The organism is Methylobacterium sp. Gmos1, from assembly GCF_053764715.1.
Genome location: NZ_JBSNCC010000007.1, coordinates 191,781 through 216,517, shown reverse-complemented (window position 1 = coordinate 216,517; position 24,737 = coordinate 191,781). Strand labels below are relative to the sequence as shown.

26 protein-coding genes are annotated in these 24,737 nt (G+C 71.6%); 11 read left to right on the top strand and 15 right to left on the bottom strand.

Features of this window, described 5'->3' with window-relative positions:
• Positions 1-70 precede the first annotated feature (70 nt).
• On the top strand, positions 71-1,027 hold the full coding sequence (locus tag ACS5PV_RS16625; RefSeq protein ID WP_455396437.1) for a sulfite oxidase heme-binding subunit YedZ: 957 nt from the start codon (positions 71-73) through the stop codon (positions 1,025-1,027).
• A gap of 90 nt (positions 1,028-1,117) precedes the next feature.
• Here the strand turns inward: ACS5PV_RS16625 and ACS5PV_RS16620 are convergent, their stop codons facing one another.
• On the bottom strand, positions 1,118-1,765 hold the full coding sequence (locus tag ACS5PV_RS16620) for a class I SAM-dependent methyltransferase (RefSeq protein WP_455396436.1): 648 nt from the start codon (positions 1,763-1,765) through the stop codon (positions 1,118-1,120).
• Positions 1,765-2,916 carry a glycosyltransferase gene (locus tag ACS5PV_RS16615; RefSeq protein ID WP_455396435.1) on the bottom strand — a complete coding sequence of 384 codons (1,152 nt, stop codon included), beginning with the start codon at positions 2,914-2,916 and terminating at the stop codon, positions 1,765-1,767. The genes ACS5PV_RS16620 and ACS5PV_RS16615 overlap by 1 nt, the downstream gene beginning before the upstream one ends.
• Before the next feature lie 176 nt (positions 2,917-3,092).
• On the opposite strand from ACS5PV_RS16615, the gene ACS5PV_RS16610 reads away from it, so the two are divergent.
• A complete protein-coding gene (locus tag ACS5PV_RS16610; protein WP_455396434.1) occupies positions 3,093-4,325 on the top strand; it encodes a DNA topoisomerase IB in 1,233 nt (410 codons plus the stop codon).
• A gap of 52 nt (positions 4,326-4,377) precedes the next feature.
• Here ACS5PV_RS16610 and ACS5PV_RS16605 read toward each other — a convergent pair whose 3' ends face one another.
• The 3 genes from ACS5PV_RS16605 to ACS5PV_RS16595 all read right to left on the bottom strand — a co-directional run bounded on the left by ACS5PV_RS16605 (position 4,378) and on the right by ACS5PV_RS16595 (position 6,921).
• Positions 4,378-5,034 (bottom strand): response regulator transcription factor, encoded by a 657-nt coding sequence (locus ACS5PV_RS16605; protein WP_455396433.1) that lies wholly within the window; start codon positions 5,032-5,034, stop codon positions 4,378-4,380.
• Between the two features lie 268 nt (positions 5,035-5,302).
• Positions 5,303-5,770, bottom strand: a complete 468-nt coding sequence (locus ACS5PV_RS16600) for a GNAT family N-acetyltransferase (RefSeq protein WP_455396432.1) — start codon at positions 5,768-5,770, stop codon at positions 5,303-5,305.
• 59 nt (positions 5,771-5,829) lie between these two features.
• Positions 5,830-6,921: an alcohol dehydrogenase catalytic domain-containing protein gene (locus ACS5PV_RS16595; RefSeq protein ID WP_455396431.1), complete on the bottom strand. Its 1,092-nt coding sequence runs from the start codon at positions 6,919-6,921 to the stop codon at positions 5,830-5,832.
• 106 nt (positions 6,922-7,027) lie between these two features.
• On the opposite strand from ACS5PV_RS16595, the gene ACS5PV_RS16590 reads away from it, so the two are divergent.
• Positions 7,028-7,804: a helix-turn-helix transcriptional regulator gene (locus ACS5PV_RS16590; RefSeq protein WP_455396430.1), complete on the top strand. Its 777-nt coding sequence runs from the start codon at positions 7,028-7,030 to the stop codon at positions 7,802-7,804.
• 5 nt (positions 7,805-7,809) lie between these two features.
• Here ACS5PV_RS16590 and ACS5PV_RS16585 read toward each other — a convergent pair whose 3' ends face one another.
• Positions 7,810-8,712 carry a GGDEF domain-containing response regulator gene (locus ACS5PV_RS16585; RefSeq protein ID WP_455396488.1) on the bottom strand — a complete coding sequence of 301 codons (903 nt, stop codon included), beginning with the start codon at positions 8,710-8,712 and terminating at the stop codon, positions 7,810-7,812.
• Positions 8,713-8,817: 105 nt separating this feature from the next.
• Between ACS5PV_RS16585 and ACS5PV_RS16580 the strand changes: the two genes are divergently transcribed.
• The gene (locus ACS5PV_RS16580) at positions 8,818-9,156 is read left to right on the top strand and encodes a hypothetical protein (protein WP_455396429.1); all 339 of its coding nucleotides are present in this window, start codon (positions 8,818-8,820) and stop codon (positions 9,154-9,156) included.
• A 4-nt stretch (positions 9,157-9,160) separates the two neighbouring features.
• On the opposite strand, the gene ACS5PV_RS16575 is transcribed toward ACS5PV_RS16580, so the two are convergent.
• Positions 9,161-9,985 carry an IclR family transcriptional regulator gene (locus ACS5PV_RS16575; RefSeq protein ID WP_455396428.1) on the bottom strand — a complete coding sequence of 275 codons (825 nt, stop codon included), beginning with the start codon at positions 9,983-9,985 and terminating at the stop codon, positions 9,161-9,163.
• A gap of 231 nt (positions 9,986-10,216) precedes the next feature.
• Here ACS5PV_RS16575 and ACS5PV_RS16570 point away from each other — a divergent pair, with 231 nt between their 5' ends.
• The 5 genes from ACS5PV_RS16570 (at position 10,217) to ACS5PV_RS16550 (ending at position 15,443) form a co-directional block, all read left to right on the top strand.
• Entirely contained in the window at positions 10,217-11,455 is a 1,239-nt protein-coding gene (locus ACS5PV_RS16570) for a branched-chain amino acid ABC transporter substrate-binding protein (RefSeq protein WP_455396427.1), read from the top strand.
• Positions 11,456-11,660: 205 nt separating this feature from the next.
• A complete protein-coding gene (locus ACS5PV_RS16565; RefSeq protein WP_455396426.1) occupies positions 11,661-12,614 on the top strand; it encodes a branched-chain amino acid ABC transporter permease in 954 nt (317 codons plus the stop codon).
• The gene (locus tag ACS5PV_RS16560; protein ID WP_455396425.1) at positions 12,611-13,939 is read left to right on the top strand and encodes a branched-chain amino acid ABC transporter permease; all 1,329 of its coding nucleotides are present in this window, start codon (positions 12,611-12,613) and stop codon (positions 13,937-13,939) included. Before ACS5PV_RS16565 ends, ACS5PV_RS16560 begins: the two co-directional genes overlap by 4 nt.
• Positions 13,936-14,706: an ABC transporter ATP-binding protein gene (locus tag ACS5PV_RS16555; protein ID WP_455396424.1), complete on the top strand. Its 771-nt coding sequence runs from the start codon at positions 13,936-13,938 to the stop codon at positions 14,704-14,706. The genes ACS5PV_RS16560 and ACS5PV_RS16555 overlap by 4 nt, the downstream gene beginning before the upstream one ends.
• Before the next feature lie 14 nt (positions 14,707-14,720).
• The gene (locus ACS5PV_RS16550; protein ID WP_455396487.1) at positions 14,721-15,443 is read left to right on the top strand and encodes an ABC transporter ATP-binding protein; all 723 of its coding nucleotides are present in this window, start codon (positions 14,721-14,723) and stop codon (positions 15,441-15,443) included.
• 146 nt (positions 15,444-15,589) lie between these two features.
• On the opposite strand, the gene ACS5PV_RS16545 is transcribed toward ACS5PV_RS16550, so the two are convergent.
• Together ACS5PV_RS16545 and dapE are read right to left on the bottom strand one after the other, a co-directional pair.
• Positions 15,590-16,159 (bottom strand): hypothetical protein, encoded by a 570-nt coding sequence (locus tag ACS5PV_RS16545; RefSeq protein ID WP_455396423.1) that lies wholly within the window; start codon positions 16,157-16,159, stop codon positions 15,590-15,592.
• A gap of 53 nt (positions 16,160-16,212) precedes the next feature.
• Positions 16,213-17,415, bottom strand: coding sequence for a succinyl-diaminopimelate desuccinylase (gene dapE / locus ACS5PV_RS16540; RefSeq protein WP_455396422.1), 1,203 nt, complete (start codon positions 17,413-17,415; stop codon positions 16,213-16,215).
• 153 nt (positions 17,416-17,568) lie between these two features.
• Between dapE and ACS5PV_RS16535 the strand changes: the two genes are divergently transcribed.
• Together ACS5PV_RS16535 and ACS5PV_RS16530 are read left to right on the top strand one after the other, a co-directional pair.
• The gene (locus tag ACS5PV_RS16535; protein ID WP_455396421.1) at positions 17,569-18,348 is read left to right on the top strand and encodes a HesA/MoeB/ThiF family protein; all 780 of its coding nucleotides are present in this window, start codon (positions 17,569-17,571) and stop codon (positions 18,346-18,348) included.
• Between the two features lie 19 nt (positions 18,349-18,367).
• Positions 18,368-18,790 (top strand): hypothetical protein, encoded by a 423-nt coding sequence (locus tag ACS5PV_RS16530; RefSeq protein WP_455396420.1) that lies wholly within the window; start codon positions 18,368-18,370, stop codon positions 18,788-18,790.
• Positions 18,791-18,824: 34 nt separating this feature from the next.
• Here the strand turns inward: ACS5PV_RS16530 and ACS5PV_RS16525 are convergent, their stop codons facing one another.
• The 6 genes from ACS5PV_RS16525 to rplT form a co-directional block, all read right to left on the bottom strand.
• Positions 18,825-19,748 (bottom strand): DUF1186 domain-containing protein, encoded by a 924-nt coding sequence (locus ACS5PV_RS16525; protein WP_455396419.1) that lies wholly within the window; start codon positions 19,746-19,748, stop codon positions 18,825-18,827.
• A gap of 62 nt (positions 19,749-19,810) precedes the next feature.
• Entirely contained in the window at positions 19,811-22,234 is a 2,424-nt protein-coding gene (gene pheT / locus ACS5PV_RS16520) for a phenylalanine--tRNA ligase subunit beta (protein ID WP_455396418.1), read from the bottom strand.
• Positions 22,235-22,253: 19 nt separating this feature from the next.
• Entirely contained in the window at positions 22,254-22,739 is a 486-nt protein-coding gene (locus ACS5PV_RS16515) for a hypothetical protein (protein ID WP_455396417.1), read from the bottom strand.
• Positions 22,739-23,053 (bottom strand): hypothetical protein, encoded by a 315-nt coding sequence (locus ACS5PV_RS16510; RefSeq protein WP_455396416.1) that lies wholly within the window; start codon positions 23,051-23,053, stop codon positions 22,739-22,741. Before ACS5PV_RS16510 ends, ACS5PV_RS16515 begins: the two co-directional genes overlap by 1 nt.
• Before the next feature lie 40 nt (positions 23,054-23,093).
• Positions 23,094-24,176: a phenylalanine--tRNA ligase subunit alpha gene (pheS, locus tag ACS5PV_RS16505; RefSeq protein ID WP_455396415.1), complete on the bottom strand. Its 1,083-nt coding sequence runs from the start codon at positions 24,174-24,176 to the stop codon at positions 23,094-23,096.
• 169 nt (positions 24,177-24,345) lie between these two features.
• Complete coding sequence (gene rplT, locus ACS5PV_RS16500) at positions 24,346-24,723, bottom strand: 50S ribosomal protein L20 (protein WP_135417262.1); 378 nt, start codon at positions 24,721-24,723, stop codon at positions 24,346-24,348.
• Between the last annotated feature and the right edge of the window lie 14 nt (positions 24,724-24,737).

Genomic DNA, 24,737 nt, shown 5'->3' with positions numbered 1-24,737 from the left:
TCGGCAGCTCGGGTCAAACCTCCGCTCGCGGCTTATCTGTGGCGCATTCCGCACTGCACTCAGGTCCCGCATGACCGTCCACCCCCGGATCGCCGCTCCAAGTCCCGCCGATCCAAGTCCTGCCGCTCCGAGTCCCGCCGGTCCTCGCCCCGCCTCGCCGCGCATCGCCTGGCCGTGGCTCGACCGGGCCGGCCGCCTGTCGCGGTTCAAGCTCGCGGTGTTCCTCCTCGCCCTCGCGCCCGGCCTGTGGTTCACCGCCGCCTACGCCCTCGACCGGCTCGGAGCCAAGCCGCTCACCGCCTACCTGCACGCCATGGGCGACTGGTCGGTGCGGTTCCTGGTCCTGTCCCTCGCGGTCACGCCGATGCGGCGCATCGCCAACGCACCGAAGCTGATCCTGGTGCGGCGGATGCTCGGGCTCACCGCGCTCGCCTACGCGCTCGTCCATTTCACCCTGTATATCGCCGACCAGAAGTTCGACCTCGCCCGGGTGGCGAGCGAGATCGTGTTCCGCATCTACCTCACCATCGGCTTTGCCGGCCTCCTCGGCCTCGCGGTGCTCGGCGTCACCTCGACCGACGGGATGATCCGCCGCCTCGGCAAGGCCTGGCCGCGGCTGCACCGGCTGGTCTACCCGCTCACCGCGCTCGCGCTGCTGCACTTCTTCCTGCAATCGAAGATCGACGTCTCGAACCCGGTCTACTGGAGCGGCCTGTTCCTCGCGCTGATGGGCTGGCGGCTGATGCACCGCTTCAAGGTGCCGAGCACGCCGCTGCCGCTCTTGGGGTTGAGCCTCGCGACCGGCCTCGCGACCGCGGGGCTGGAGGCGGCCTGGTACGCGCTCGCGACCAACGTGCCGGCCGAGGCCGTGCTGGCGGCCAACCTCGACTTCTCCTACGACGTGCGCCCGGCCTGGTGGGTGCTCGCCACGGTGATCCTGATCGTGCCGCTCAACCTGTGGCAGAGCCGGACCGCGTCGGGCGGGCGGGGGCCGGTGGGGCGGCCGGCGCGCACCCTGAAGGCGTGACCGGTCCCGCGGGTGCGCCGGCACGCCCCCGTCAGCCTAGAGGCGCGCGCGGGATGCGGGATTCCGTTCGCGGCATCGAGGGAGGGAACATTACCCTCGAAACCGCCACACCCCCGTCCGCTTGATCTCAGCATCCTCCAGCGCCCGGGTCACCGGCACCTCGTAGGTGGCGAGAGCCTCCAGCCGGTCCTTCGGCAGGTAGGCTCGGCCGGGATCACCCAGCAGCACCCGGGCGCCGCGGGCGTGCAGGCCGGCCAGCCAATCGCCGACCCGGGCGGCGAGGTCGCGCTCGTAGAAGATGTCGGCGGCGAGCACGCAGTCCCAGCCCTCGTCGCGGCCGATCAGGTCGGCGCCCTTCACGGTGATGCGCTCCGCAACGCCGTTCTCGGCCGCGTTGAGGCCGATCGCCGCGAGCGCGAACGGATCGAGGTCGCTCGCCTCGACCGACGCCGCGCCGGCCAGCGCCGCCGCGATGGCGACGAGGCCGGAGCCGGAGGCGAAGTCGAGGACGCGTGCGCCCGCGACCGTCTCGGGGCGTTCCAGCACGTAGGCGGCGAGCGCCTGGCCCCCGGCCCAGGCGAAGGCCCAGAACGGCGGCGGCAGGCCGATCTCGCCCAGCTCCTCCTCGGTGCGGCCCCACAATTCCGTCGCCTCGTCGGCGACGTGCAGGCGGATCGCGGGCGCGTGCGGCACCGGGCGGAGGGCCGTGTGGGCGCGGATGAAGTCGAGGGGCTCCATCACGCGAGTTCCGCGTAGAGACGCAGCACGCGGGCCGTCACCGCGGCCTCGGTGAAGCCGCCGGTGATGATCCGGGCCCGGGCCGCCGCCCCCATCCGGGCGACGAGGGCGGGATCGGCGGAGAGCCGCGCCATCGCGGCGGCGAGCGCCTTCGGATCGTCCGGCGGCACCACCAGCCCCTCGATCCCGTCCCGCACCAGGGTTCGGCAGCCCGGCACGTCGGTGGTGAGGATGGCCCGGCCGCTCGCCGCGGCCTCGAGCAGCGCCCGCGGCAGCCCCTCCCCGCCGCGCGAGGGCAGGCAGGCGACGTGGGCCCGCGCCAGGGCGCCGGCGACGTCGTCGGTGGGGCCGTGCCAGGTGACGCCGTCGCGCGACCACTCGCGCAGGGTGGCTTCGGGAATCGCGCGCCGGTTCGAGGGGTCGGGGGCGCCGTGGAGTGCGAGTTCGAGGTCGGCGCCCTCGGCCCGTGCCAGCTGGGCGGCCTTGACGGCCGTGTCGATCCCCTTCGACCACAGCATCCGGGCAGTGAGGGCGATCCGCAGCGGCGGCTGCGGCGGCAGGGCTGTCGGGAGCCAGGCCTCCGGGTCGATGCCGGCGCCGCCGATCACCGCGACCTTCGGGCTCTCCGGATCGAGGCCGAGCAGCCGCGCGTCGTCCGGGTTCTCGAACAGGTAGCGGGTGCGGGCGGTCTCGAGCGGGCCGCGGATCAGGAGCCGCAGCGCGGTGCGGGACAGGCGCCCGGTCCGGTCCTGGCGGGCGCCGATCAGCCCGAGGCCGGTGAGCGCGTAGACCCGCGACGGGATGCCGGCGAGCATCGCCGCCGCTCCCCCGACCAGGATCCCGCGCAGCGCGATGCAGTGGACGATGTCGGGTTTGAGGGCCTTCAGGATCGCCGCGAGCTGGCCGGCGGCGTAGCCCGCCGCCATCGGGTTGAGGCTCGACCGCTCGGCCTCGAGCGCCACCACCCGGGCGCCGGTCGCCGCGATGGCCTCGCGATGCGCCCGCACCCGGGTCACAACCGAGACGGCATGGCCGGCCGCCACCGCGGCACGCGCCATCGGCAGGAAATGCGACGCGAAGAACCAGTCCTCGGTGACCACGAAGGCGACGTGTGCGCGCCGTGCCTCTCCGCCCGCGTCCTGTGGCTGCACCCGAACTCTCCCGCTCCCGATCCCGCCCTCCCTACAGCCTGGCGCCGCGCCGGGATACCGCCCGGCGCGGCCCGCTTCCGGATACCCGGTGCCGGTAGGAACCGGGACGGGCACGCGCCGGTTGAGTCCAACCTGGAAACCGCGAGGTCGTGAAGCCCATGCTGTCGGATCCCGAGATGGCGGAGTCGGCCGCCGAGGATCGCGTCGACACCCGCGACGCCGCCCGCGAGGCGGGCCTGCGCTACGTCAGCGACGAGGAGCCGGGCTACCGCCGCAAGCGCAACGGCCGCGGCTTCGCCTACGTCGACAGCGCGGGCGCGAAGGTGCGGGACGCGGCGGCTCTGGCGCGGATCCGATCGCTCGCGATCCCGCCGGCCTATACCGACGTGTGGATCTGCCGACACGCCAACGGCCACATCCAGGCCACGGGCCGCGACGCCCGCGGCCGCAAGCAGTACCGCTACCATCCCGAGTTCCGTCAGGCCCGGGAGAGCACCAAGTTCGCCCACATGATGACCTTCGCCGAGGTACTGCCGGGCCTGCGCGAGACGATCGACGAGCATATGGGCCGGCGCGGGCTGCCGCGCGAGAAGGTGCTGGCCACCGTCGTGCACCTGCTCGAGACCACCCTGATCCGGGTCGGCAACGACGATTACGCCAAGCAGAACAAGAGCTACGGCCTCACCACCCTGCGCGACCCGCACGTGAAGATCGAGGGGCGCGAGCTGAAGTTTCGCTTCAAGGGCAAGAGCAACAAGGTGTGGGAGCTCGCGGTCCACGACCGGCGGGTGGCGAGGATCGTCAAGGCCTGCCAGGACCTGCCAGGCCAGGAGCTGTTCCAGTACCTCGACGAGGAAGGGACACAGCGCGACGTGACCTCGGCCGACGTGAACGCCTACCTGCGCGAGATCACCGGCCGCGACATCACCGCCAAGGATTTCCGGACCTGGTCCGGCACGGTGCTGGCCGCGATGGCGTTGCGCGAGTTCGAGGCCTTCGACAGCGAGGCCAAGGCCAAGCGCAACGTGCGCGCGGCGATCGAGCGGGTGGCCGAGCGGCTCGGCAACACGCCGACGATCTGCCGCAAGTGCTACATCCACCCGGAGATCCTGGGCTGCTACCTCGACGGCGAGTTGCTGCTCCAGGTCAAGGACGAGGTCGAGGCGGCGTTGCGCGACGACATCGCGGCCCTGCGGCCGGAAGAGACGGCGGTGCTCGGCCTGCTCCGGGGCCGCCTCGCCAAGGTCGAGCAGGCGGGCAAGGCCGGGCAGGCGGGAAAGACCGGTGCCGTCGACGACCGTCAGAAGGGCAAGGGGCGCGCGATCAAGGGGGGAACGAAAGCCTCGGCCGGCTCGTCGCGGTCGAGCAGGTCACGGTCGGCTAAGGCGGCGTCGCGCAAGGCCGCTTGATCCGGACAATATGGGGCGGTCCCGCGCGGACCGCCCGATCCCGCGCCGCCCCTCAATGCGAGGCGACGCGGTGCGACTCGTGGTTGATGCGCCGCAGCGGCCGGGCCTCGCCCTCCAGCACCGGCGCCAGGCCGATCTGGCGGGCGAGCTGCACCAGGTCCTTGAGGCGGCCGGTCTTGGTCTTGCGCCGCAGGTTGAGCCGGTGGGTCTCGACCGTGCGCACGCTCACCGTGAGGCGGCGCGCCACCTCCTTGTTGCTGAAGCCGGCGGAGAGGAAGCGCAGCACCTCGGCCTCCCGTGGGGTGAGGCCCAGGCTCTCGGCCGCCGTCTCGGGGGCCGCCTCCGCGTCGCCCTCGTGCAGCGGACGGCCGTGGGCGAGCGCCAGGATGGTCCCGCAGATGTCGCGCGGGGGCGCGCAGCGGGCGACGAAAGCATCGGCCCCCGCGGCCGCGTAGCGACCGACCGCCGCCGCGTCGGCGGCCTGGAACGCCACCAGGATCCGGACCTCAGGCGCCCGCTCGCGCAGGGCCGCCACCGCCGCCGGATCGTATTCGGGGGCGAATGCCAGGACGACGCAAGTCGAGCCGGCTTCTCCCAGCTCCTCCTCGCCCGCAGTCCGCAAGGTCGGGGTATGTTCCAGCGTCGCCCGGAAGGCGGTGGTCAGATCCGACGGCTCGTTGATGATCAGAACCTTGACGGCGTCACTCATGCCGCTTGCCCTCCGTCCCAGCGCGATACATGCGCGGTGCCTACGGAGGAGACGGATCAAGCCGCGTTCCACCTTGGCCGGAGAACGGGGTTCCTGTCCGACTCTGCGGCAACGCAAGGACGCGCCCGAGGGGCGGAGTGCCTAGGTAGACCGACTCCGCGGCAGGATGTCGCGAATCCGGGGCCGTACCGGGCGGCCCGCGGGTGCGGCGGGGGCCGCGGGCCCGGTCCAGTTTGAAACGCGGGCCTCGGTACTTTCCCGCATTGGATCAAGCCGGGACGACCCGCTCCAGGAAGAGGCTGACCGGCAGCGCGCGGTAGGGCGGGAACGGCCCGCGGGGCGTGAAGCCCACGCGGCGGTAGAGCGCCCGGGCCTCCGCGTTGCGGATGCCGACCTCAAGCACGATCACCCGGGCGCCGAGCCGCCGCGCCTTCTCCTCAGCGCCCCGCACCAGCGCGTATCCGACGCCGCGTCCGCGCGCCGGCGCGGCGACGACCAGGCGCTTCTGCTCCACCGCGCCGTCGCCGCGTTCGATCACCGCGCAGAGGCCGGCCGCCGCCCCGTCCAGGCGCGCGACGAGGAGGTGGGTTCCCGGCGCGGTTAAGCTCTCGGGCGCGATCGGGCGGCGCGGTGCGTCGGGATAGAGGCGTGCGGCCACGTCATCCGCCAGCGACAGCAGCGCCCGTACGTCGTCCTGCACAGGTGTCTCGACCCGGATGGTCGCGGCCGTCGTCATGGCGGCAGGGTAGCTGGGTCCGGCGGAGACCGGAACGGGCCAGCGCTCCGGCCGGGCAATCAGCTTGGCTCCCCGGGCCTTAGCACGGTCTGGCGGAACGGGCCGCCCTGCGCCGCCGCGTGGGCGACCGCCGCGTTCGCCTCGTCGAGCGGAAATTCCGCGACGGCGAACTCCTCCAGGCGCAGCAGCCCGCCGCGGACGAGCCCGGCCATCCGCCCGACCGCGTCCGGCGGATACATCCACTTGCCCCGCACCGTGATGTCGTTGCGCATGATCCACGGATAGGGCAGCGCCAGGTCGTCGCCGCCGAGCATGCCGACGCCGCCCATCAGCACCACCTGGCCGTAGGGGCGCACGCTCATCACCGCCGCCCGCGCGACGCACGCGGCGGCCGAGGGCGGCAGGATGTCGAGCACGCAGTCGATCGGGCCGGGCGCGGCGGCGATCATGCGGGCGCGGTCCGCCGCCTCGTCGCCGGTGAGCGTCACCGGGCGGATCCGGTCGCCGAAGCGCCGGACGAGGTCGGCGAGGACCGCCTCGTTGCGGCCCGGCGCGACGATGCAAGCTGCCCCCATGGCGAGCCCGACCGCGACGGCGGCGCTGCCGAAATGTCCGGTCGCGCCGCTCACCAGCAGCGTCTCGCCGGCCCGGACATTCGCCGCCAGCAGGCCGCCATAGGGAACGAGCAGGGTGTTGAGCGCGCACCAGTGCCCGGCCTCGGCCGCGGTGATCGGGCCGATGCGGACCGCGTTCTCGGTCGGCACCCGCACCCGCTCGGCGAAGGCGCCGTCCCGGTGGTACCGCTGGAGCTTCTGCCCGCCCTCCCCCCGGGCGCTCCAGCCCTGGAGCACGATGTCGGGCATGGCGGCGTCGTCGCGCGCGCGCACCGTCGGGTCGCAGAACACCCAGTCCCCGACGGCGAGCTTCGTCGCGTCGGGGCCGACCTCGCGCACCCGGCCGACCGCCCCGCAGCCGGGGATGACCGGCACCGGCAGGAGGTAGCGGCGCGTCCCGGACAGAACCTCGTCGGTATAGGGCAGCACCGGTGCGGCCACGACATCGACGATCACCTCGCCCGTCCCGATCACCGGGTCGGGCACCGCCTCGACGGTGAGCGGCGACCCGAACGCCTTGAGCACGGCAGCCTTCATCTCTCTCTCCTCCGAGGAACGGGAAGAGAATGACGCCGGCGACGCGGGGGAGAAGGACTGGTACTATCCTGGGATCATTGGACCCACCGTCGCGCGGGAGGCACGAATGGGCGATCCCCGGCAGAAGGCCTTCGGCGACTTCCTGCGCTCGCGCCGCGAGCAGCTCGATCCGGTGCGCCTGGCGCTTCCGTCCCTGCGCCGTCGCCGGACTCCGGGGCTGCGGCGCGAGGAGGTCGCCGAGCGGGCCGGCATCGGCATCGACTGGTACGTGCGCCTGGAGCAGGGGCGCGACGTCAGCCCGTCGGCCGCCACCCTCGACGCCCTCGCCCGGGCCTTGTGCCTGAGCGAGGCCGAGCACGCGCACCTGCGCGCCCTGTCGCGCAGCGGCCGGTCCCCGGCCTTCGTGCGCGAGGAAGTGCCGGCGACCATCCGCCGCCTCGTCCGCGACTGGCCGCAGCCGGCCTACGTCACCGGCCGGCGCTGGGACCTCCTGGCCTGGAATGCGGCGGCCACCGACCTGTTCGGCTTCGACGGCCTGCCGGAGGGGGAGCGCAACATCCTGCACTTCGTCCTGACCGATCCCCGGGCGCGGGCCCTGTTCGGGGCGGGCTGGGCGGAGGAGGCGCAGCGCATGGTGGCGCAGTTTCGTGCCGTCCACGACCTCTCGGCGGCCGACCCGGCCTTCCTCGACCTCCTCGACCGCTTGGCGGAGGGATGCCCGCATTTCCCCGGGTGGTGGGACGCGCACGAGGTGCGCGGAGGGGGCGGCGGGCGCAAGGTGCTCCACCATCCGCGGCACGGCCGGCTCGTCTTCGACTACGCGACCTTCCAGGCGACCGGCGATCCCGCGCTCCGGCTCGCGATCTACGCGCCCGCCGAGTAGGCGGGCTATCCCGCCCGCGCCAGGATCAGGTCGGTGGCCGCCGAGACGACCCGGTTGCGCCCGGTGCTCTTCGCTTCGTAGAGGGCGATGTCGGCGCGCTTGATCAGGCCGCCGACGGTCTCGCCCTCGGACCAGGTGCTGACGCCGAAGCTCGCGGTGAGCTGCACCGGGCCGCGCTGGCCCTTGAAGCGCAGCTGCGTGCAGCGCAGCCGCAGGCGCCCGGCGGCGGCCTCGGCCTCCTCCAGGGTGCGGCCGGGGAGCGCCAGGGCAAATTCCTCGCCGCCGATCCGCCCGGCGATGCCGCCGGCTTCCGTCAGCAGCTCGCCGGCGACGCCCCGGATCGCCGTGTCGCCGACATCGTGGCCGTGCTGGTCGTTGATGGCCTTGAAGTGGTCGATGTCGATCAGGATCATCGACAGGCGGCCATGCGCGCCGGCCCGCTCGGCGACGTCGCCGACCCGTTGCAGGAAGGCGCGGCGGTTGAGGAGCCCGGTGAGCGAATCGGCCTCGGCGAGCCGGATCAGCTCGCGCTGCATCCCGGTCATCCGCTCGGCAGCCCGCAGGCGGGCGTAGAGCTCCTCCGGGCTCGGCGGCTTGTCGATGAAGTCGTCCGAGCCGCTGTCGAGCGCCTCCGCCAGGTTGCGGGCGTTGCGGGCCGAGGACATGGTGATGATGTAGAGCGGCCGGTGCGCGTCCGCGAGCAGCCGGGCCGACCAGCACAGCTCCAGCCCGCCGATGGGACGGACCTCGAGGCTGGTGATCATCGCGGTGACCGACGCGTTGTCGGTGATGAAGTCGAGCGCCTCGCGCGAATCCGTGAAGGTGTCCACGGTGTGCCCGCGGGGCGTCAGGAGCCCGCTGATGACCTTGAGCACCACCCGGCTCGGATCGACGACGACGATGTGCATGGCGCCCCCCGGCAGGAGGACCAACTCCCGCTTCCCGCGACGAGGTTGCGCGCGAAGGTTTAACGCCGCCTCAAGGCATCGCGCGCAATCGCGGAGCTTACGGTGATGGCGCGCGACACCGTCCCGACGACGCCCGACGGGCGCTACATCGTGGTGCGCGGGCGGCTGTGGCGCCGCGCGAATCCCGGACTGCCGGAGGCGCGGCGCGAGGCGCTCGTGCAGGACCTGATGCGCGCCCGCCGCGCCGTGCGCGCCGCCAAGGGTGAGGGCAAGGGCGAGGGCGGGGCGGCGCTCGCCGCGGCGCGGGCGGCGGTCGACGCGGCCAAGCACGGGCTCGGCGAGCGGGGACCGCCGTGGTGGACCGACGGCGCGCCGGACTACAACCGGCACCTCGCCCGCAATACGCCCTACGCGGAATGGTTCGCCGGGCTGGAGGAGGGGTGATCCGTCAATCGACGATCCCGAGGCTGCGCATGCGCTCGATCGTCTCCATCAGCTTCGGCCCGGTGTCCCGGCGCAACACGTCCTCGGTGAGCAAAAAGGCCGGGCCGCTGATGTTGAGGGCGAAGTGGCCCCGCCCGCCGGGGGCGTGGATCGGGGCCGCGACCGCATTGATGTCCTGGTGCCAGATGCCGATGCCGACGCAGAACCCTTGCTCGGCGATCTCGGTGGCGCAGCGGCGGTAGCTCTGGTCGAGGCGGGCCGCGTCGGCGCCGTCGCGGCGCAGGCGGGTCATCAGCGCCGCCCGCTCCGCCTCGCCGAGGCTCGACAGCGTCGCCATGCCCATCGCGCTGCGGGCGAGCGGCAGGCGGTAGCCGACCTCGCTCGACAGGACGATGCGCTGGCCCTGGCCGCGCCAGAGCTGGACGTAGACGCTCGACAGCCCGTCGAGCAGGCCGAGCGCCACGTGCGCCTGCACCGCGGTGGCGAGGTCCTGGAGGAAGGGCTTCACCATCTGCGGGAAGGAGTTCTGGCGCAGGAAGGCGGCGCTCAGCGCCAGTACCGCCGGTCCCAGGCCGTAGCGCTCGCCCTGCGGATCGTGCACCAGGTAGCCCAGCGAGAGGAGCGTGTGGGTCAGGCGCGAGACGGTGGGCTTCGGCAGGCCGGTGCGGGCGGCGATCTCGCGGTTGCCCAGCATCTCGGCCGCGTCCCGGAAGGCGCGCAGGACCTGGAGGCCGCGGGCGAGCGCGGTGACGAATTGCCGGTCGCCGTCCTCCGGCTCGCCGACGTCCTGGGTGACCGCGCCGGCGCGCGCCGCCATCGCCTGTGCCATGCTGCCGCCTCCCTCCCGTGCCCTGTTCTGCGGACCTCGTCCCGGGCCGCCCTAGGGTGACGGCACGGCGCCGGCTCGGCAACATGTTTCGCGATGCGGATCGTCATTTCGCGTCTTGACCCGTCCGGGACGCGGAGGCAGTGTCTGGCCCAAGGCGGGCAGGGATCCGCCGGCGACGCCGAACGCGGCGCGCCCCACAACAACGACGGAACGCCATTCCAGGAGGACGCCTTGGTCAAGACCCTCGCGCGCATCACGGCCGCCGGCCTCGTGGCCCTGGCGGCCTCGACTGCGCTCGCCGCGCCGATGAGCCTGAAGATCGCCTTCGTCGATCCGCTCTCCGGCGGCGGGGCCAGCACCGGCGAGGCCGGGCTCAAGACCTTCCAGTTCATGGCCGAGCAGCTCAACGCCAAGAACCCCGACCTGAAGCTCGAGGTCCTGGGCTACGACAACAAGCTCAACCCGCAGGAGAGCTTGGTCCAGCTCCAGAAGGCGATCGATTCCGGCGCCCGGATCGTGGTGCAGGGCAACGGCTCGTCGGTCGGCGCCGCGCTGATCGACTTCGTCGGCAAGTACAACGACCGCAATCCCGGCAAGGAGATCATCTATCTCAACTATGCTGCGGTCGATCCGGCACTGACGAACGCCAAGTGCAATTACTGGCACTTCCGCTTCGATGCCAATTCCGACATCAAGATGGCGGCCCTGACCAACTACATCAAGGGCAAGCCGGAGATCAAGAAGGTCTACCTGATCAATCAGGACTACTCGCACGGCCAGGCGGTGCGCGCGGCGGCCCGGGCGATGCTGAAGGAGAAGCGGCCCGACGTCCAGATCGTCGGCGACGAGGTGGCGCCGCTCCAGAAGGTCAACGACTTCTCGCCCTACATCGCCAAGATCAAGGCCTCGGGCGCCGACACGGTGATCACCGGCAACTGGGCGCAGGACATGGCGCTGCTGCTGAAGGCCGCCGGCGATGCCGGGCTCCAGGCCAAGTTCTACACCTATTACGGCGGCGGCGCCGGCGGTCCCACCGCGATTAAGCAGGCGAATCTTCCCGACCACGTCTACCAGATCTCCGAAGGCTTCCCGAACATCGACTCGAAGCCCGCTCATGAGTTCGAACTCGCCTTCCGCGCCAAGACCGGCCAGGAGCTGACCTACCCGCGGGTGGTCAACCTGATGAATATCCTGGCCAAGGCGACGCTGGCGGCGAAGTCGACCGACCCGAAGGCGATCGCCAAGGCGATGGATTCGATCCACCAGGACACGCTCTACGGCAAGGACAGCTTCATCCGCCCGGACGATCACCAGATCTTCCAGCCGATCTACATCTCGCGCTTCGGACCGGTCGACACCGCGAAGGTGCTCGACAGCGAGAATACCGGCTGGGGCTGGGTCGGCGACGGCGTGGTCGAGGCGAAGGACACCCTGCTCCCGACCACCTGCAAGATGGACCGGCCGAGCTGAACCGGACCGGGCGGCGCGCCGGGATGCCGGGGCGCCGCTTCACGTCTCGCGCGTTTTTTTCAAGCTGAACGGCCCTTCCCCGGCTCATCCTTCCGCTGACGTTCCAGTCGTCCGGGAAAGGGCGGGGTTGTGACAGTCCGGGCCGGCGGGTGCTCCCCGTTCGGCCTTCACTCCGACAGCGCCCCGCACCGGCAGGAGACCCCGCGTGCTCGAACTCGTCATCGTCTCGACGCTGAACGGCGTGCTCTACGGGATGCTGCTCTTCCTGATGGCGAGCGGCCTCACCCTCATCTTCAGCATGATGGGCGTGCTCAACTTCGCGCATGCCAGCTTCTACATGCTGGGCGCATTCTTCGGCTACCAGATCAGCAGGTTCACCGGCTTCTGGATCGGCCTCGTCGCCGCGCCGCTGGTGGTCGGCGGGATCGGGGCGCTCGTCGAGCGCTACGGCCTGCGCAACGTCCACCGCCACGGCCACGTACCGGAGCTCCTCTTCACCTTCGGCCTCGCCTACGTGATCGAGGAGGTGGTGCAGATGGTGTGGGGCAAGCTGCCGGTCGATTACCGGGTGCCGGCGGTCCTCGATTTTCCGGCCTTCACGGTGTTCGGCACCAACTACCCGGCCTACAAGCTGTTCATGCTGGTGATCTCGGTGGCGATCTTCATCGCGCTGCTGGTGGCGCTCACCCGCACCCGGGTCGGGCTGATCATCCAGGCGGCGCTGACCCACCCCAACATGGTGGCGATGCTTGGCCACGACGTGCCGAAGGTGTTCATGCTGGTCTTCGGCGTCGGCACGGGGCTCGCCGCGGTCGCGGGCGTGATCGCCGGCCCGGCGCTGGTGACGCAGGCCAACATGGCGGGCCTGCTCGGGCCGATCCTGTTCGTCGTCGTCGTCGTCGGGGGCCTCGGCTCGCTCACCGGCGCCTTCGCGGCCTCGCTCCTGATCGGGCTGGTCCAGACCTTCGCCATCTCGCTCGACGTCTCGGTCGCCAGCGTCTTCCAGGCGCTCGGCATCGACGCGGCGCCGTCGGGCGGCGTGCTGGGTGACCTCTGGAACGTGACGATCGCCCAGGTCGGGCCGATCATCCCCTATCTCCTGCTGGTCCTCGTGCTGATCGCGCGGCCGACCGGCCTGCTCGGGAACCGCGAAGCATGAGCGACCTCGCCGACATCGCGCCGTCCGGGTCCCTGGCGCAGGCAGGCAGCCGCCCGTCGATCCGCCCGCGGGGTGCGAGCCTCGCCGCGCAGGTTCTGCCCTGGGTGATCGCCGCCGCGATCCTGGTCGCGGCGCCGCTCGTCTTCACCAGCGGCACGGCGCTGACCATGATGAGCCTGATGGGCATCATGGTGGTGTTCTCCCTGTCCTACAACATGCTGCTCGGCCAGACCGGGCTCCTGTCCTTCGGCCACGCGGTCTATTACGGCCTGGGCGCCTTCTTCACCGTCCACGCGATGAACCTCGTGGCGGCCAACCGCCTGCCGATCCCGCTGCCGCTGATGCCGGTGGTCGGCGGGCTCGCCGGCCTCGCCTTCGGAATCCTGTTCGGGGTGATCTCGACGAAGCGCGCCGGCACCGTCTTTGCCATGATCTCGCTCGGCATCGCCGAACTGGTCTCGTCCGGCTCGCACATCCTGCACAGCTTCTTCGGCGGCGAGGAGGGCATCACCGCCAACCGCACCAAGATGCTGCGCCTGTTCGATCTCAGCTTCGGGCCGCAGATCCAGGTCTACTACCTCATCGCCGCCTGGTGCCTGATCTGCGGCTTGGCGATGTACGCGATCACCCGCACGCCGCTGGGGCGCCTGTGCAACGCCGTGCGGGAGAACCCGGAACGGGTCGAGTTCCTGGGCTACGAGCCGCAAAAGATCCGCATCACCGCCTTCTGCCTCTCGGCGATGTTCGCCGGCGTGGCGGGGGCGCTCGCGGGCATCAACTTCGAGATCGCCAACTCGGCCTATCTCGGGGTGCACCAGTCCGGCGTGGTGCTGCTCGCGACCTTCATCGGCGGCATCGGCACCTTCGTCGGCCCGGTCGTCGGCGCCGTGGTGGTGACGCTGCTCCAGGTCTCGCTCAGCGACCTGACGGAGGTGTGGCAGCTCTATTTCGGGCTGCTGTTCATCGCCATCGTGATGTTCGCCCCCGGCGGCATCGCCGGCCTGGCGCTGATGCACGGCCCGCTCCTGCGCGCCGGCACCGCCCACCGGCTGCTGCCGGCCTACCTTCTCGCGTTGGGTCCGTTCCTGCTCATGCTGGCCGGCATCATCGCGCTGATCGAGATGGCGTTCCGGGTGCTGGTCAAGGCGAGCGACGGCACCGAGATGAGCCTCGCCGGCATCCCCTTCGACGCCGCCCAGGTCCTGCCCTGGGCGATCGCCGGCGCGATGGCGGTCGGCGGCGGGCTCGGTTTACGCGCCGTGCTGCCCCGGGTCGCGGCCGCCTGGCACGAGGCCTCCGACGCCGCCAAGGAGAAGCTGGCATGAGCACGAGCGCCCCTGCGATCGAACTGTCCGGCGTCCACAAGAGCTTCGGCCCGGCCAAGATCATCAACGGCGTCGACCTCTCCGTGCCGGTCGGCGAGCGCCACGCCATCATCGGGCCGAACGGCGCCGGCAAGTCGACCCTGTTCCACCTGATCAGCGGCCGCTTCGCGCCGACGAGCGGCACGATCCGCCTCGACGGCCAGGACATCACCGGCTGGCGCCCGGCGGCGATCAACAAGGCCGGGCTCGCCCGCAGTTTCCAGGTCACCAACATCTTCCCCAAGCTCAGCGTGTGGGAGAACGTGCGCTGCGCGGTCCTGCGGGCGATGGGCCACGGCCCGTCCTTCTGGCGCGGCGTCGAGAACCTGCCGGGCGTCGCCGAGCGCACCGAGGAGATCCTCTCGCGCATCCGCCTCGGCCATCGCGCCTCGGTCGCGGCGGGGCTCCTCGCCTATGCCGACCAGCGCGCGCTCGAGATCGGCATCGCCATCGCGAGCGATGCCAAAGTCATCCTGCTCGACGAACCGATGGCCGGGATGAGCCACAGCGAGAGCGAGCACGCGACCCAGCTGATCCGCGAGGTGACGACGGGGCGCACGCTGCTGATGGTCGAGCACGACATGGCGGTGGTGTTCGGGCTCGCCGACCGCATCTCGGTGCTGGTCTACGGCCGGATCATCGCCACCGACACGCCAGCCCGCATCCGGGAGAACCGCGCCGTGCAGGAAGCCTATCTCGGCGTCGCCACCGGGGAGGAGGCCGCGTGAACGCCGCCCTCGCGATGCCGGCCGTCTCGGCCGCTCCCGCGCTCCTCGAGGTCGAGGACCTGCACGCCTATTACGGCAAGAGCCACATCCTCCAGGGGGTGAGCTTCCGGGTCGGGGCCGGCGAGATCGTGTCGATCCTCGGCCGCAACGGGGTCGGGCGCTCCACCACCCTCAAGGCGATCATGGGCGACGTGCCGCCCCGCGGGCAGATCCGCTTCAAGGGCCAGGCCATCGCCGGCCTCAAGCCCTACGCGGTCGCCCGCCGCGGCCTCGGCTACGTGCCGGAGGAGCGGGCGATCTTCCCCAAGCTCACCGTGCGCCAGAACCTGGCGCTCGGCGAGAAGAGCGGGAAACGGGGCGGGCGCTGGTCCTACGCCGACATCTTCCGGCTGTTTCCGCGCCTGGAGGAGCGGATCGACACGCCCGGCGGCGTGCTCTCGGGTGGCGAGCAGCAGATGCTCACGATCTGCCGCACCCTGATGGGCGATCCCGACCTCATCATGATCGACGAACCGACGGAGGGGCTCTCGCCCCAGATGGTCGCACGCGTCGCCGAGATGATCGGCGAGATCGCCGCCCGCGGCGTCTCGGTGCTGCTCGTCGAGCAGAAGCTCACCATCGCGCTGAAGCTGTCGCAGCGCCTCTACGTGATGGGCCACGGCCACGTCGTGTTCGAGGGTACGCCGGCGGCGCTCGCCTCCAACGAGGCGGTGCGGCGGGAGTGGCTGGAGGTCTGAGGGCCGTCGGCGGGACAGGGCTCAGACCATCGAGCCGACCCGCTCCGTCCATCCCGGGGCGAGCCTCGGGGATGGACGGAGCGGGTGGTGCAGCCGTTGGATCCAGCCCCATGGGCCGGCGCGACGCGAGGACGTCCGGCACCGGGTCACGCAAAGGCATGCGCCCCGCCGGCGATGGCGGTGACGAGCCCGAAGCAGGCGAACGTGACCAGCGCCGCCACCGGCGCCGGCAGGCCGAGGATCGCCCGGGCGGCGCGGGCGTGCAGCCACACGACCACGACCAGGAAGGCGCCGGCATCGAGCGCCGCGAGGCCGGGCGTCGCGAGACCGAGGAGCAGCAGGCAGCCCGGCAGCGCCAGGGCGGCGAGGCCCGCCGCCAGGCACCAGTTGGTCACCACCACGAACGGCACGTAGGCCCGCGTGCGCCCGAGCCGGCGCAGCACCGCGATCATCGCCAGCGGCACCGCCAGGAATGCCGCCGCCCAGCCGGCGAGCACCGCCACGGTGACGTGGTCGGGCTGGAACGGCGCGGCGCCGGCCCCCCGCTCCAGGGCAAGCGCCACCGTGACCGCCGGCGCCGTGAGCCAAACCGCCCCGAAGGAGCGCCAGAAGCCGCGCTCGCTCACGTCGAAATGCGTCAGGGCGTCCGGCCGGCGGCCGATCAGCCCGGCGGTGCCGCGCAAGGAGCGGGTCACCTCGTCAGCGCTCACGAACATCGGCGGCCTCTCAGGGATCGAGGCCGCCAGATTCAACTTTCGTCTAATGGTGGTCAAGCCTGCCGCGGCGTCGCGGGCTTTGCGGGAAAATACGCCTCCAGCACGCGCCCGTAGATCGACGCCAGCCGGTCGAGGTCGGCGACCGCCACCCGCTCGTCGACCTGATGCATCGTCCGCCCGACGAGGCCGAACTCGATCACCGGGCAGGCATCCTTGATGAAGCGGGCATCCGAGGTGCCGCCGGTGGTCGAAAGCGCCGGCCGGCGGCCGGTCTCGGCCTCGATCGCATCCGTCACCTTGTCCACGAAGGCGTCGGGCGCGGTCAGGAAGGCGACGGAATTGGTCGGGCGCACGTCGAGGGTGTAGCGCACGGCATTGCCGGCGGCGGCGGCAAGGCGCCGCTCCAGCTCGGCGGCCAGGGTCTCGGGCGTCCAGAGGTCGTTGAAGCGGATGTTGAAGGTCGCCCGCGCCTCGGCCGGGATCACGTTGGTCGCCGGGTTGCCGACATCCATGGTGGTGAATTCGAGGTTCGAGGCGTCGAAATGCGCCGTCCCGGCATCGAGCGGCTCGGCGAGCAGCCCCTGCGCCAGGCGCAGGAGGCCGGGGATCGGGTTCTCGGCCCGGTGCGGATAGGCGACGTGGCCCTGGACGCCGTGCACGACAAGATTCGCCGTGAGCGAGCCGCGCCGGCCGATCTTGATCATCTCGCCCAAGGCATCGGGATTGGTCGGCTCGCCGAGCAGGCAATGGTCGAAGCGCTCGCCCCGTCCTCTCGCCCAGTCGAGGAGCTTGACGGTGCCGTTGACCGCCGGGCCCTCCTCGTCGCCGGTGACGAGGAACGCGATGGCGCCGCTGAAATCCGGCCCGCGCCGCGCGAGGAAGGCGAGGACCGCCGCCAGCATGCAGGCGATGCCGCCCTTCATGTCGACGGCGCCGCGGCCGTACAGCTCCCCGCCCTCGACCGCGCCGGCGAAGGGGTCGTGGCGCCAGGCGGAGGAGTCGCCCGGCGGCACGACGTCGGTGTGGCCGGCGAGCAGCAGGCACGGCCCCTCGCCGATGCGGGCGTAGAGGTTCTCGATGTCGGGCGTGCCTGCTTCCGAGAAGACCGGGCGCTCGACGGTGAAGCCGGCCCGTTCGAGGATCCCCGCGAGGTAGGCGAGGGCCCCGCCCTCGTGCGGCGTCACGGAGGGGCAGCGGATCAGCCCCTGGGCCAGGACCAACGGAGAATCGGCGAGGGGGGAATGCGGGTCGGTCACGGGGCAGCCGGTGGTTCGAGGGTCTCTAGGACTGGCTGCGAGCCGTAGCGCCGAACCGCCCCGATGAGAACCGCCGCGACCGGGGCCCCTCCCCCGGCGGCTCCTCCGCCGAGGCTCTTCCCCCGTGCCGGCGTCTCGCTTAACCAGGGCCACATGACCGCGCTCAGCCCCGACGAGATCGAACGCTACGCCCGCCACATCGTGCTGCGGGAGGTCGGCGGCCCGGGCCAGGTCCGCCTCAAGGCGGCGCGGGTCCTGGTGATCGGCGCCGGCGGCCTCGGCGCGCCGCTGATCCAGTACCTGGCGGCGGCCGGGATCGGCACGATCGGCATCGTCGACGACGACATCGTCTCGCTCTCGAACCTCCAGCGCCAGGTGATCCACGGCACCCCCGATATCGGCCGGCCGAAGGTCGAGAGCGCAGCCGATGCGGTCGCCCGCCTCAACCCGAATGTGCAGATCGAGACGCACGCCACCCGGCTGACCCCCGAGAATGCCGAGGCGCTGATCGCGTCCTACGACCTCGTCGCCGACGGCTCGGACAACTTCTCCACCCGCTACGCCGTCTCGGATGCCTGCTATCGCGCCCGGCGGCCGCTGGTGACCGCGGCGCTCGGCCAGTTCGACGGCTCGCTCACCACGATCCGGGCCCATGAGACCGGACCGGACGGACGGCCGAACCCGACCTATCGCTGCCTGTTCCCGAGCCCGCCGCCGGCCGGCTCGGTGCCGACCTGCGCCGAGGCCGGGGTGCTGGGCGCGCTCGCCGGCCTGATGGGCTCGCTGATGGCGCTGGAGGTGATCCGCGCCGTCGCGGGCTTCGGCGAGCCCCTGGTCGGGCGCCTGCTGATGGTCGATGCGAGATCCCTGCGCTTCGAGACGCTGTCCTACGCCTGGGACCCGGGCAACCCGCTGAGCGGGACGGAGGGCTGAAGGCGCGGCGAAGGGACGGGTGACGCGACGTGCGGTGACGCTCCTCCTGCCGATGCTCGCGGCGAGCCCGGCCCTCGCGGCGTCCGGGGTCGAGCGCTGGTCGGCGCTGAGCCTGACCGCACAGGCCATCACCGGCGACATCGCGCTCTCGCCGACCCGGCTCGTCGCGGCGGGCCGGAGCCTGCCGCTCGCCGTCGCCGCCGACATTCCGGCCTTCGGCACCCTGGCGGGGCCGGTCGCGGCCCGCATCCTGCGGGTGACGAGACCGGTCGATCCCGTGCTCCTGCGCGGCAACCGGCTCTGCGGCGCGCCGGTCCGCTGGATCGTCGCCTACCGGCGCGAGGGCGGCCGCAGGCTGACCCTCGCGGCGTTCACCGGCAACGATCTCCCGGCGAGCGAGTCCGGCCCGGACCTCTGCGCAACCTTCTCGTACGCGCGCTGACGCCCGGGAGGGCGCTTGCGGCCGAAGCGTGATCTCAGCGCCCGCGCGGCAGCGGCGGCAGGGCGGCAAAGCCCTGCTCGACCTTGTCGAGGCAGCACTTCTTGAACTTCTTGCCGCTCCCGCACGGGCAGGGATCGTTGCGGCCGACGTCGCGGTAGGGGTTGCGCTCGGGGATCGGGTAACCGTCCTCGTCAAGGTCGGGCAGGTGGTCGGACGCACCCTCGCGGGTGTGCTCCAGCGCCCCGATCAGGTCGTCCAGGTAGTCGATCAGCAGGTCGTCGAAGCGATCGCGGCTCTTCGGCCGCAGGCGGGCCTCCTTCAGGGTCTCCTGCACCGTCTCCCAGCCGACGACGCTGCCGGCATTGCGGCCGTCCTTGCGCGCCGCCTTGAGGCGCGGAACGAGATCGTCGAAGCCGAGGAGCGAGATCGCGTCCTCCCAGCCCTGCCAGACCTCCTCCGCATCGGGAGCGGCCAGGCGCTCGTCGTCGAAGCGGACCAGGAATGCCTTCGCCGCCTCGCGGTCGATGCGCCCGTGCGCGGTCAGCAGGGCGAGGGCGTGGAAGAGCTGCATCCGCGCGATGCCGACAGGAGCCTCGCCGGCGATGGCCGCGAGCAGCCGGTCGGCATCGCCGTCGAAGCTGCCGGCGACCAGGCCCGTGAGGGTGGTCGGGTAATCCTCGCCGAGCGCCGCAGAGATCGCCTCGTCCTCGCGGCGCAGGAGACGCATCAGCGGCGCCTGGATCCGGGTGTCGCGGGCCGAGGCCAGGACGTGGATGCCCCAGAACAGAAGGCACCGCTCGGGCTCGGTCAGCGCCTCGCCCTCGCCGTCCGCGGCTCGATCGAGCAGGGCGAGGACCGGTTCGGCAATCGTGTCCGGCGCCGCCAGGGCCCGCTCCAGGGCTTCTTCGGGCAGGTATGTCGCCCGCGAAAGCTCCCGGACCAGATCAGCCTCTGCCATCCCCGCCTCCATTCACCCGTCTCTCGCCGGCGGCGCGCGGAACGCCGCCGGCCCGCCCACGATCAGCCCCGCAGGGTCGCGCCGGTCTTGCGCGTCACCTCGGCGACGATCTTCTGGCTCACCGCCTCGATCTCCGCGTCGGTGAGGGTGCGGTCGGTCGGCTGGAGCCGCACCGCCACGGCGACCGACTTCTGGTCCTCACCGACGCCGGCGCCCTCGTAGACGTCGAACACCTCGATGCCGGTGACGAGGTTGCGCTCGGCGGCTTGCGCCGCCTTCAGGATGTCGCCCGCCGAGACGCTGCGCGAGACCACGAAGGCGAAGTCGCGGGTGAGCGGCTGGAAGTCGGGAAGTGCCGCCGCCGGCTTCATCTTGGTCGGCCGGTGCTTGGGCAGCGGCAGCGCGTCGAGGGTGATCTCGCACACCACCACCGGGCCCTTGATGTCGAGGGCCTTGAGCACCCGCGGGTGCAGCTCGCCGAAGAACCCGACGGGGTTGCGCGGCCCGAACTGGAGCGTGCCGGAGCGGCCGGGATGCAGCCAGTCCGGCCCGCCGGCGACGACCTGGAGGCCGCCGGTCGGCACGCCGAGGTTGGTCAGCAGCGCCAGCGCGTCGGCCTTGGCCTCGAAGGCGTCGACGGGACGCGCGGCACCGTCCCAGTGCCGGCCGGCGCCGCCGTGGCGGGCGGAGCCGCGGCGGAGCGCCGTCGCCTTGGTGGTCTGGCCCTCGGGCTGGTCGGAGGCGAAGCACTGCCCGACCTCGAACAGGGCGACGTCGCCGTATCCGCGGTCGGCGTTGCGCTGCGCGGCGCGGGCGAGGCCCGGCACCAGGCTCGGGCGCATGTCCGAGAGATCGGCGGCGATGGGGTTTGCCAGCGCCAGCTCCGGCTTGCCGCCGCCGAACAACGTCGCGTCGGCATTGGCGATGAACGACCAGGTCACCGCCTCGACGAGGCCGCGGGCGGCGAATTCGCGCTTGGCCTGCCGGGTGCGCTTCTGCATCACGGTCAGGACCGGGCGGATGACCGTCGCCTCGATCCGTGGCAGGGGTTTCGGCTCGATCCGGTCGAGGCCGGCGATGCGCACGATCTCCTCGACCAGGTCGGCCTTGCCCTCGATGTCGGGGCGCCAGGACGGCGAGAGCACCTTGGCCCGGTCGCCGGTGCCGGCGACGTGGAAGCCGAGCGATTCCAGCGTCACCTTCATCTCGGGCCGCGGCAGGTCGAGGCCCGACAGCCGGCGCACCTCGGTCCACGGGAAGTCGATGATCCGGTCGGTGTCCGGCACCTCGCCCGACACGGTCGCCTGGCTCGGGGTGCCGCCGCAGAGATCGAGCACCAGCTTCGTCGCGAGGTCGAGGCCCGGCAGGGCGAAGGCCGGATCGACCCCGCGCTCGAACCGGTAGCGGGCATCGGTCACGATGCCGAGGCGGCGCCCGGTACGGGCGATGGTGAGCGGGTCCCACAGCGCCGATTCGATCAGCACGTCGGTCGTGCCCTCGTCGCAGCCCGAATGCTCAGCCCCCATGATGCCGGCGATCGACTCGACGCCGGCCTCGTCGGCGATGACGATCGCGCCGTCGTCGAGCCGGTAGGTCCGCCCGTCGAGGGCCAGCACCTCCTCGCCGTCGCGGGCGCGGCGCACGGTGAGGCCGCCCTTCACCTTGGCGGCGTCGAAGACGTGGAGCGGCCGGCCGCGGTCGAAGGTGACGTAGTTGGTGATGTCGACGAGCGCATTGATCGGCCGCAGGCCGATCGCGGTGAGCCGCCGGCGCATCCACTCGGGCGAGGGCCCGTTCTTGACGCCGCGCACCAGCCGCAAGCCGAAGAGCGGGCAGAGATGGGCGTCCTCCGGCGCGAAGTCGCGGGTGACCGCGACCGGGCAGGCCCCCTCCCCGCGGACCGGCGCCAGCTGCTCGCGCTTGAGCGTGCCGATGCCGGCGGCCGCGAGGTCGCGGGCGATGCCGTGGATGCCGGTGCAGTCGGGCCGGTTCGGCGTCAGGTTGATCTCGATCACCGGGTCGTCGAAGCCGGCGAAGGCCGCGTAGGGCTGGCCCACGGGGGCGTCGGCCGGGAGATCGAGGATGCCGTCATGGTCGTCCGACAGGCCGAGCTCCGAGCCTGAGCACAGCATGCCGCGGCTCTCGACGCCGCGGATCACGCCGACCGACAGGGTGATGTTCTTGCCCGGCACGAAGGTGCCGGGAGGCGCGAACACGGTCTTCATGCCGGCGCGCGCGTTCGGCGCGCCGCAGACCACCTGGACGGGCGCGCCCTCGCCGGTGTCGACGGTGCAGACCCGCAGCCGGTCGGCGTTCGGGTGCTGCTCGGCGGTGAGCACCGCGGCGATGCGGTAGGCCGAGAGATCCGCGGCCTTGTCCTCGACGCGCTCGACCTCCAGCCCGATGCGGGTCAGCGTCTCGACGATCACGTCGAGCGGGGCGTCGGTGTCGAGGTGGTCCTTGAGCCAGGAGAGGGTGAATTTCATCGGGATCTAGCCTCTCGGCTCAGGCGAGCCGGGTCTTCGTGATGAGGAGGACGGCCAGGCGGCGGCACTGGTCGTCGTCGAGGGATTCGAGGTCGGAAACGGTCTTGCGAGCCAGGGCGATCGTGTTGCGCGCTTCCTCGCGGCTGATATCCAGGCTCGGCGAGCTGTAATCCGCCAGGTGCCGGAGTGCCTGCAACTCGGCAAAATTGATACCGATCACAGCGACGATCGGGCTGATCTCGGCCGCATCACGCCCGCTCAGCCGCTTCCTGATCTGGGCGTGGTCGAGCAGGCGATAGACCGGCTCCGTCACCGCAGCGTCGCGCCGCCAGAGGCCGAGCGCGCGCGTGCAGACGAAGCAGAGCCCGTGGAAGACGGCGTAGTACGCGCTGCTGACGGCGCGCCGCGTCGCGGCCCTTTGCAGGTTGCGGCGCCCGCGCTGAGCCGAGAGCAGGTCGGTGACGGCAAGGAGATCGTAGACGAGGGGATTGCCGAGACGCGGCATCACGCGTCCTCTTCCTCGTCCCATTCGATCTCGTCGTCCTCGTCGTCCACGAAATCGTCCGCATAGATGAACCGGAGATAGGGGAAGCGCTCTTCCCCCTTCTCGAGCAGAGTCATCCGCAAAGCCACGTGGGCGGCGCTGGATTCCGCGCCGCCAGCTGCCTTCGAGCCTGGCTTGAAGTGGGCCTTGAAAAGCAAAGCCGGATCGTCGTCGTGGTCGTAGCCCGCGCGCAGCTCGGCCCGCTCGTAGCCGGAGGCGGCGAGGTGGCGGGTCAGGACCTCGTCGGCGATCGCCAGGATCTCGGTCTCGGTCATCGGGCGCCTCTCGGGGCAGGTTGTCTCTTCGGCAGGAGGATCAGCCGGTCAGGCCGCCGACCAGGCTCGGGATGTCAAGGGGCCGGAAGCCGTAATGCTCCAGCCAGCGCACGTCGGCCTCGAAGAACGGGCGCAGGTCCGGCATGCCGTATTTGAGCATCGCGATCCGGTCGATGCCCATGCCCCAGGCGAAGCCCTGCACGGAATCCGGGTCGAGGCCGCAATTGCGCAGCACGTTCGGGTGAACCATGCCGCAGCCGAGGATCTCGAGCCAGTCGTCGCCCTCGCCGAAGCGGATCTCGCCGCCTTTGCGCGAGCACTGGATGTCGACCTCGGCCGAGGGCTCGGTGAAGGGGAAGAACGAGGGCCGGAAGCGCATCTTGACGCTGTCGACCTCGAAGAACGCCTTGCAGAACTCCTCCAGGATCCACTTCAGGTGCGCGATGTTCGCCTGCTTGTCGATCACCAGGCCCTCGACCTGGTGGAACATCGGGGTGTGGGTCTGGTCGGAATCGTGCCGGTAGGTGCGCCCCGGGCAGATCACCCGGATCGGCGGCTGCACGGAGCGCATGGTGCGGACCTGCACCGGCGAGGTGTGGGTGCGCAGGAGCTTGCGCTTGCCGTCCCGGTCGGGACGCAGGAAGAACGTGTCGTGCATCTCCCGGGCCGGATGGCCCTCGGGGAAGTTGAGCGCGGTGAAGTTGAGATCGTCGGTCTCGACGTCCGGGCCTTCGGCGATCGAGAAGCCCATGTCGCCGAAGATCGCCGTGATCTCGTCCATCACCTGGGTGATCGGGTGGATGCGCCCACGGGTCTCCGGTCCCTCGCGCACGGGAAGCGTCACGTCGATGCGCTCGGCCGACAGCCGCGCGGTGAGGGCCGCCTCGGCCAGGGTCTCGCGCCGCGACTGGATCGCGCCCTGGACCCGGTCGCGCAGGCCGTTGATCAGCGGGCCCTGCTCCTTGCGCGCCTCGGGGCTCATGCCGCCCAGCGTCTTCAGCAGCTCGGAGACGGCGCCCTTCTTGCCGAGGGCCGCGACGCGCACGCCCTCCAGCGCCGCCTCGTCGGAGGCATCGGCGACCTTGGCGAGGAGATCGGTTTCGAGGCTGGTGAGATCGGTCATGGTCTGCTCAATCGGGGCTCGCGGATGCCCTGCAACGCGCCACCCCGCCTCGTCAACCCGAGGCGGGGACACGGCCCGCGCAACGCAAAACGGCCCGCGCGGGCGGGCCGTGATGGTGCAGTCTCGACAGGTCGGGCCCGCCTGAGGGGGCGGGACCGTCGGATCGGCCTTACGCCGCCTTGACGAGCTCGGCCGGCAGGGCGGACTTCGCCTTCTCGACCACGGCGACGAAGGCCGCCGGCTCGTGGATGGCGAGTTCCGACAGGGCCTTGCGGTCGACCTGCACGCCGGACTTGGCCAGGCCGTCGATGAAGCGCGAGTAGGTCAGGCCGTGGGGACGGACCGCGGCGTTGATGCGCTGGATCCACAGGGCGCGGAAGTTGCGCTTCTTGTTCTTACGATCGCGGTAGGCATACTGCATGCCCTTCTCGACCGCCTGCTTGGCGATCCGGATCGTGTTCTTGCGCCGGCCGTAATAGCCCTTGGCGGCCTTGAAAACCTTCTTGTGCTTGGCGTGGCTGGTCACGCCGCGCTTGACGCGGGCCATGGTGATCTCCTGGA